Origin of the sequence: Micromonospora sp. NPDC049559, assembly GCF_040676675.1 — a bacterium.
GTDB lineage: Bacteria > Actinomycetota > Actinomycetes > Mycobacteriales > Micromonosporaceae > JBFAPK01.
Map to the genome: position 1 here is coordinate 97828 of NZ_JBFAPK010000032.1, position 7568 is coordinate 105395.

Sequence of the window (7568 nt, forward strand, 5' to 3'; positions counted from 1 at the left end):
AGGACCTCAGCCCCGCCCGCTCCGTACGCCATGCCGCTCCTGGTCCAGCCGCAGTTCCGTCTTGATCCGGCGGAGCAACGGATCGAACAGCTTCTTCAACAGCTCCTCCGGCTCCGTCCCGGCGCCCGCGCCGCCCGCCGGGGCCGCCGCCGTCGGTGGGGCGGTCGCCCCGGACGTGGACGGCGCCGGGGCCGGTTCCGGTTCGGGGGGCGGGGGCGGTTCGGCGGCGGGAGGCTCGGGCGGCGGCTCGTCCGCCCGCTGCACCACGCCGAGCCCGTACGACCCGCCGCCGTTGGCGGAGAACCCGTCGGCCGTCGCGCCGACCCAGGAGAACTCGCGCACCACGGGAACACCGCCGGCCGGCCCGGCCGGCTGCACCGAGCGGGAGACCGTGAGCGGCAGCCCCGTACCGGACCGGGTCAGGTTCGCGGACGGCTCCAGCAGCGGTGGCTGGGTCGCCCGGGCCACCGTCAGGGCGGGCAGCCCGGTCGGCTGCCCGATCGGCGCCGCGCCGGGACCGCCGCCGAGGCCCGGGGCGGCGGTGGGAAGCCCGCCCGGCTCGCCGGGGTCCCACGCCGCGGCCGGCGCGAGGCTCGCGGGTTCCGGCCGCACCGGCGGGTACGCCTCGCTCGTGCTCCAGCGCTGGACCGTACCGCCCGACGTCGGGCCGCCCGGGGCGGCCGAGCCGGTGCTGCCGCCGGCGCTGCTGCTGTTGCTGCCGGCGGCGCTGTTGCCCACCGCGCTGCTGCTCGCGGCGCTGGCGTTGCTGCCGGCGGTGCTGCTCGCGGCGCTGCTGCTGCTCGCGGCGGCATCGCCGGCGAAGACCGGATCACCGTCGCGCTCCCACCGGATCCGTTGCACGGTCGGGGGAAGCGGCTCGGGCAGGAACCGGCTCGGACCGTCCGCGCCGGCCCGGGGCAGCACCTCCAGCGGCCGGTCGCCGACCAGCCGGGCCACCACGAGTGGCGGCGCCGCCGGCTCGGCCGCGCCGACCGTGTCCCGAGGTACGGCAGCCGGCTCCGGCAGTTCCAGCCCGCCGGCGGTCGGCGCCGGTGCGGTACCGACCAGCGGTGCGACCGCCTCCGGCTCCCCGGAGCTGGCCGACGGGGCGTCCCCGCCGTCCGGGGCCGGCCCGGCGATCGGGTGCGGCGTGCCGGCGGGCGCGGATTCCGGCGGGGTGGCCAGGGGCAGTTCGGTACCGCCGTCGGCCGGTACCGGGCTGGACGGCGACGAATCGGGCGTCACCGGCTCGGACGCCACCGGTTCGACCAGCCGGGAGACGGTGATGTCGTCGCCGAGCAGCCCGGCCAGTCCGGTCGCCGGGGCGGCGTCCGGTGCGGCCGCCTCGGCTGCGGCGGTGGGGCTCGATCCGGTCGGGCCGGCGTCGGCGGCCGGTTCCGGGTCCGGCGCGTCCACGGCCGGGCCGGTCGGGAACGTGGGCGGCTCCGCGGAGAGCCCGGTCGGGCCGGCGAAGCCGAGGCCGCCGCCCGGCGCGGAATCGCCGGTGGGCGGCGTGGCCAGGGGCAGTACCGGCGGGACGATCGGCTCGCCGAGCCCCAGCCGGCGGGCGCCCCGGGGGACGTCACCGTCGCCGATCGCACGCTGCACGTTGGCGTCGCCGCCGGAGGTCGCGGGCGTACCGCCGGACGACCCGGTGGCGCTGCCCGGTGCCGGGAAGCCGCCGCCCGCCGGGTCTGCCGCCGCCCGCTGCACCGCCGGGTGCTGAGCTCCCGGAGCCTGCGCCTCCGTACCGCGCGCCGCCGGCCCCGGCGTCGGCTCGCCGAGCCCGAGCGTCGGCCGGCTGCCGGCCCCGGTGCTCGGCGGTGCGGCGTCGGCGACCGCGCGGGAGACGGCCAGCGGCGGGGGCGTGGGGGCGCCGGTCGCGGCCGGGGTCGGGCTCGGTTCCACCGACGAGGTCGGTACGTCGGTGGCGGACGTCAGGTCCTCGGTGCCGAGCGTCGGTACCGAGACCTCGGGCGCGCCGGCGCTCGGCGGCTCGGCCACCGGCTCGGGCGCGACCGGCTCGGGCGGCGCCACGACCTGCGCCGCCCCGGCCTCCGCCGGCTGGTCGCCGGAGCGCTCGCCCACGGTGACGCTGGCGGCCGAGGTGATGTCGGCGGCCGAGGGGGCCCGCACCGGCTCCGTGGCCAGTGGCAGGTCGGCGGCGGGTCCGGCCACCGCCGGCAGGCTCAGCTCCAGCGGTTGCTGCGGCGCGACGGTGAAGCGGCTGACGGTCAGCGGCTCGGCCGGTACGGCCGTGGCGACCTGCCGCTGTACGGCGGCCGGGCGGGCCGGCACCGCCGGCGGCGGTATGGCCAGCGGCGGCTCCGCGTCGCGGCCGACGGCCACGGGGGAGGGCGGCACCGGTACCGCCAGGTCGTGCAGCACGCCGGCCGGCTCGCCCGTGCCGACGGCGTGCCCGAGCGGCGAGAGGAAGGAGGGATCGCGCCAGGCGGCCAGCGAACCGCCGAACTGGTCGCGCGGCGTCAGCAGCGGATCATCCGCGAGGGTGCGCTGGATCGGCGGCAGCGAACGCCAGGCCGGCGGTGCGGGAGGTGCGGCCGGTGCGGCCGGCCGCGCGGAGGCCGCCGGCGCGTCACCGGTACCGGTCTCCGCCGCCGGCGCCGTGGACCGCTGCACCGACGGCTGACGACGACGCCACGGCCACATTCCTTCACCGTCCCTGGCTGATGCGGTTGTTGATGTCGGCGATCTCGGCCACGTAGCGCAGCCGCTCGCGGTGTTCGAGGTCGAGGATCTCGTCCATCGACCAGTGGAAGTGGTACGCGACGTACGCGACCTCGCTGTAGATCCGGTCGGCCGCGTACGTCACGATTCCCCCAGGCGCCCCCCGGCGAGGTCGATCGCGAACCGGTGCTGGCACTCGGGGCAGACCACGCTGGCGCGGGTGTGGCCCTCGCTGTTGATCCGTCGGTACATGTCCTGCAGGAAGGCGAGATCGGAGGCGAAGAGATCCTCGATGACGCCCGGATGGATGTCCGCCACCGTGCCGAGCCGGGTGATCACCCGGGCGAGCAGCACGACCGTCAGGTAGGGAGGGTTCTCCCGTACCCGGTCGTCGCGCAGCGGGATCAGCTCGTCCCGGGCGGTGGCCAGGCGCATGACGCCGGACCGGTGCACCGTGCCCGAGTCGTCGACGTAGCCGCGCGGCAGTTCGAACGGGAACTCGGTGCGCAGGGTCTCGCGCTGGGGCACGATCGGGGCTTCCGCCGGGGCCGTCGCCTCGACGGCGGCCCCGGGCGGCGGGATCAGGGCGGCGGACGTACGACGCATCGTTACTCGACGTCCATCGCCTCGTACGTGATGACCAGCTTCTCGGTCAGCACGCTCGTGTCACCGGCCTTGAGCGAGCTGATCTCCAGGCTCTTCGGCCAGGCGTTCGTCAGCCGGTAACGCTTGATCGGCATGCCCTCGTAGTCGAAGACGATGATCGCGCCACCCTTGCGGGCGTCACCCATCTTGCCGAACCGGGAGCTGGTGATCCACTGCTCGAAGCTGTTGTCCGCGGTGAGACCCCGGGTCAGCGTCACCTCGCCGGCCTTCGGCCGGCCCGGCATCTTGTGGATCGCGTACTTACCGTCGGGCGTGTTCGCCTTGTACTCGATGACGTCCTGCTCCATCTTCAGGCCGGACACCTCGGTGATCTGCTTGATCATCACGCTGTCCACCTCCAGCCCGAAGGAGTGGCCGACGGCGGAGTTGAAATCGGGGATCGGCACGGTTACCTCCTCAACTCGCTGACCAGGTACGACTTACCGGCCAGTCCCTACTCACTCACCAGGCTGGTGCCGCCGGAGACCTGCGCCAGCTGGAAGATGACGAACTCGGCGGGCTTCACCGGAGCCACCCCGATCTGGCAGACCACCTGGCCGGCGTCGATGCTCTCGGCCGGGTTGGTCTCCCGGTCGCACTTGACGTAGAACGCCTCGTCGGGGGTGAGCCCGAACAGGGCGCCACGACGCCACTCCATGACCAGGAAGGCGCTGATGGTCCGGCGGATCCGCGCCCAGAGGGCGTCGTCGTTCGGCTCGAAGACGACCCACTGCGTACCGTGGAGGATCGACTTCTCGAGGTAGTTGAAGAGCCGGCGCACGTTCAGGTACCGCCAGGCCGGGTCGGAGGAGAGCGTCCGCGCGCCCCAGACCAGGATGCCCCGGCCCGGGAAGGACCGCAGGCAGTTGACCCCGAGCGGGTTGAGCAGCTCCTGCTCCGAGCGGGTCAGCTGGGTCTCCAGGGCGACCGCGCCACGGATCACCTCGTTGGCCGGGGCCTTGTGCACGCCCCGGGTGGCGTCGTTGCGTCCCCAGATGCCGCCGATGTGGCCCGACGGCGGGATGAACTGGTTGGTACCGGAGACCGGGTCGAAGACCTTGACCCAGGGGTAGTAGAGCGCCGCGTACCGGGAGTCGTAGCCCGCCTGGTCGGTGCGCCACTCCTTGACCTGCTGCGGCGAGAGGCCGGGCGGCGGGTCGATGATCGCGATCCGGTCGCCCATCAGCTCGCAGTGCGCGATCATCGCGGTCTGTACGGCCTTGACCGACTCCAGGTCGATCGCGCCCCGCTGGTACGCGCCCATCAGGTCGGGCACCGCGACCATCGTCACCTCTTCGATGGCCTCCAGGCCGCCGAAGCCGGTGCGCTCCGCCGCGTCGCCCACGTAGTCCTCGGGGGCGATCTGCGCGGGAGCGGCCGGTGCGGGCGCCGGCGCGGAGAGCGCCACCTCGCCGCCGCGCGGCCGGGTCAGCTGGGCCGCCGGTACGGTCTCCTCAAGCGTGATCAGCTTCGACTTCTCGCGAACCGCCGTGACGACGTTGTCCTTGCCGCGCTTGGTGGTGACGCCCTCGAACGTCTCCGTCACCTTGCCGTTCTGCTTGACGACCAGGTTGAACTTGTCCTCGCTGGCACCCTCGCCCGCGTCGGTCACCTCGACGGCGATGTCGTCGGCCGTACCGCCGCCCGGCAGCGCCTTGGCCACCACCCGGTACGTGCCGAGCGCGGCGCTCGGCCCGATGGCCGCCTGCGCCTCGCCGTTCTGGCCGTTGGCCCGGTCGCCGCCGACGCGGACGACGTAGCACGCGCCGCCGCCGTTCAGGAAGTAGCCGTAGACCGCGTGGCCCAGATAGCAGTCCGGCACGAACTCGCCGAAGATCTGGGAGTACTGACTCCAGTTGGTCACCAGCGTCGGGGTGTTGAACGGGCCCTGCGCGGCGAAGCCGACGAAGGCGGCCACCGCGGTGCCAACGCCTTCGATGGGCCGCGAACCCGACTCCACCTCTTCGACGTACACGCCCGGCGCCAGATAGTTGGGCATCACGCCTCCTCGTCCCTAGGGTCGATTCGAGCGTCGCGCGTCTGTCACCGAGCGCAAACGTCCACCGGGACGCTTGATCGGGAAGGCTTCGGTGCCTGATGGGGCATCCCGGCCGTAGGTGCCTCGCCGCCCCTCGCCGCGCCGGCCGGGCCGTACGATGAGCCTCGTGCCCCCGGTTGTGGACGTGCCCGGTCTGACCTACGAGGCCGACTATCTGCGGCCGGACGAGCAGGCGGCGCTACTGGAGTGCATCGACCGCGAGCCGTGGCGGGACGACCTGCGGCGCCGGGTGCAGCATTACGGTTACCGGTACGACTACCGCCGCCGGACGGTCGGCCGCGAGTCGTACCTCGGGCCGCTGCCCGGATGGGCGGAGGATTGCGCCGAGCGGCTGCGCCGGGACGGGTACGCCGACCAGCGCCTGGATCAGTTGATCGTCAACGAGTATCTTCCCGGGCAGGGCATCGCCCCGCACGTCGACTGCGTGCCGTGTTTCGGCGACGCGGTCCTCTCGTTGAGCCTCGGCTCCGCGTGCGTGCTGACGATGTCCCGTCCCGAGGCCGGAGCCGACCGGCGGGTGCCGGTCCTGCTGGAACCGGGCGGGCTGCTGGTCATGCGCGGCGAGGCGCGCTACGAGTGGCGGCACGGCATCGCGGCTCGCAAGACCGACAGGTATGACGAACGGACCGTGGTACGCGCCCGCCGGGTGTCGCTGACATTCCGCAGCGTCCTGGCCGCCGACTGAGGCTCGGCCTCGACCGGCGGCGCCGGTCCGGGCCTCCACTCACTCCTCCGGTCGGGGCAGGATGCCGTCCTGCCGCACCAGCCGGTCCAGCCAGGAGAGGAAGTCTTCGGCGTACCAGTCGAAGTCGTCGTCGCTCACCCGCCGGGAGGAGAAGAGCCGGTAGACGCCGGGCTTGCGCTCGCCGGTGGTGTCGAAGGCGAAGTCCTGCTCCTCCGTGTCGAGCAGCTTGCCGCCCTCGATCCGATGGTGGACGTACTGCGCGAAGAGCAGGAAGCCGTCGTCGTCGACGACCGGCCCGTCCATCTCCAACAGGCCGGTCGACGCGTCACTGAAGCCCAGCACGTCGACGAGCGGCCGATCGTCCCCGCCCTCGATGGCGGCACCGCCGTACCGCTCCAGGAAGGCCACGTATCCCCGGTCCGACCGCAGGCTCGGGTAGGTGTCCAGGAACTCCGTCAACCGCGCGGCGGGGGCGGGATCGGGGTCGCGCGGATGGCGCGGTCCCCGTCCGGCTCGGGCGCCCGGAATACGGCAGAAGCGGTCCATGACGGAATCGATGTCCACGCGTTCTAGTCTCTCGTGAAGATGAAGGTGAACCCACGGGACACGTCCGCCGGATTCGCGCCGCTGGCCGTCGTCTCGTGCCCGTAGCCAGGGTAGTCCGACTGTTGGAAGTCGTTCTGGGAGACGAGCCGTAGGCCGGCCGCCGCGGCTGCCTCCACCGGTCGCCACCGGCTGACGTAGTAGTTCGGCTCCTTGGCGACGCGAAGGGTCACCGTGATCTTGCCGCCCGGGCGGATGCGTTGCGCCGCGCTGGCGAAGAAGTCGGCCAGCAGCGCCGCCCCACGACTCGCGGCGCTCGCGCGGGAGCCACCGGGGTGGGGGAACATCCAGATGATGTTGTCGAACTTCGGCTTGTCCTCGGCGCCCTCGTGCAGCTTGGTCGCGTCCACCCCGAACTCGACCGTCACGCCCTGCTGTTGCAGCCGTTCCGCCCGTTCGAGCGTGCGCTGCTCCTTCACGTCGCCCTTCTGCTCGTAGACCGTTGCGGTGATGTTTCCAGGGACGTTGCGCCCGAGGATCAGATTGGCCTCGGTGAAGGTCAGGTTTCCCTCGCCGACCAGGAGCGTCTTTCCCTCGATCGGGATCAGGTTTCCGCTGTTGTCCGGGTTCAACTTCGCGTAGACGGCCCAGCCGGAGCCCTTCCGGTGCGCGTAGATCTCCTGGAAGCGGTACTTCTCCTTGATGGCGAGCAGCGACCCGTGCAACTGGGGGGTCTCGGCGCCGCCCTGCCTGGACCGGTTGGCGACCCCACGGATCTCCTTGAGGCCCCTGTTCCAGCGATCCTGGATGTCCTCCTGCGGCGTCTTGGGCTTGTCCTTCTTTCCGAACTTGCCCTTGAGTTTGGCCCAGAGTTTCTTGCCGAGGTTGACGATCTTGTCGACGATCCAGTTGATGGCCTTGTTGACGGGTTTGGCGAGGGCTTGGAAG

At 72.8% G+C, this 7568-nt stretch carries 8 protein-coding genes; 1 reads left to right on the top strand and 7 read right to left on the bottom strand.

Translation table 11 applies throughout. The annotated features are described in order from the left end of the window. Positions 1-6: 6 nt before the first annotated feature. The 5 genes from AB0J86_RS28695 to AB0J86_RS28715 are packed head-to-tail and all read right to left on the bottom strand — an operon-like array spanning position 7 to position 5332. Complete coding sequence (locus tag AB0J86_RS28695; RefSeq protein ID WP_363860741.1) at positions 7-2640, bottom strand: hypothetical protein; 2634 nt, start codon at positions 2638-2640, stop codon at positions 7-9. A gap of 34 nt (positions 2641-2674) precedes the next feature. Beyond that, on the bottom strand, positions 2675-2833 hold the full coding sequence (locus AB0J86_RS28700) for a DUF6760 family protein (RefSeq protein WP_363860742.1): 159 nt from the start codon (positions 2831-2833) through the stop codon (positions 2675-2677). Continuing rightward, the gene (locus AB0J86_RS28705) at positions 2830-3294 is read right to left on the bottom strand and encodes a hypothetical protein (RefSeq protein ID WP_363860743.1); all 465 of its coding nucleotides are present in this window, start codon (positions 3292-3294) and stop codon (positions 2830-2832) included. The genes AB0J86_RS28700 and AB0J86_RS28705 overlap by 4 nt, the downstream gene beginning before the upstream one ends. Before the next feature lie 2 nt (positions 3295-3296). Beyond that, positions 3297-3740 carry a phage tail protein gene (locus AB0J86_RS28710; protein ID WP_363860744.1) on the bottom strand — a complete coding sequence of 148 codons (444 nt, stop codon included), beginning with the start codon at positions 3738-3740 and terminating at the stop codon, positions 3297-3299. Between the two features lie 47 nt (positions 3741-3787). Continuing rightward, the gene (locus tag AB0J86_RS28715) at positions 3788-5332 is read right to left on the bottom strand and encodes a phage tail sheath subtilisin-like domain-containing protein (RefSeq protein ID WP_363860745.1); all 1545 of its coding nucleotides are present in this window, start codon (positions 5330-5332) and stop codon (positions 3788-3790) included. 166 nt (positions 5333-5498) lie between these two features. Between AB0J86_RS28715 and AB0J86_RS28720 the strand changes: the two genes are divergently transcribed. After that, the gene (locus AB0J86_RS28720; RefSeq protein WP_363860746.1) at positions 5499-6077 is read left to right on the top strand and encodes an alpha-ketoglutarate-dependent dioxygenase AlkB; all 579 of its coding nucleotides are present in this window, start codon (positions 5499-5501) and stop codon (positions 6075-6077) included. Between the two features lie 39 nt (positions 6078-6116). On the opposite strand, the gene AB0J86_RS28725 is transcribed toward AB0J86_RS28720, so the two are convergent. Together AB0J86_RS28725 and AB0J86_RS28730 are read right to left on the bottom strand one after the other, a co-directional pair. Continuing rightward, positions 6117-6641, bottom strand: a complete 525-nt coding sequence (locus AB0J86_RS28725) for a hypothetical protein (protein WP_363860747.1) — start codon at positions 6639-6641, stop codon at positions 6117-6119. Between the two features lie 5 nt (positions 6642-6646). Beyond that, positions 6647-7568, bottom strand: a 922-nt coding sequence (locus tag AB0J86_RS28730; RefSeq protein WP_363860748.1) for a class I SAM-dependent methyltransferase, incomplete at its 5' end; no start/stop codon positions are given.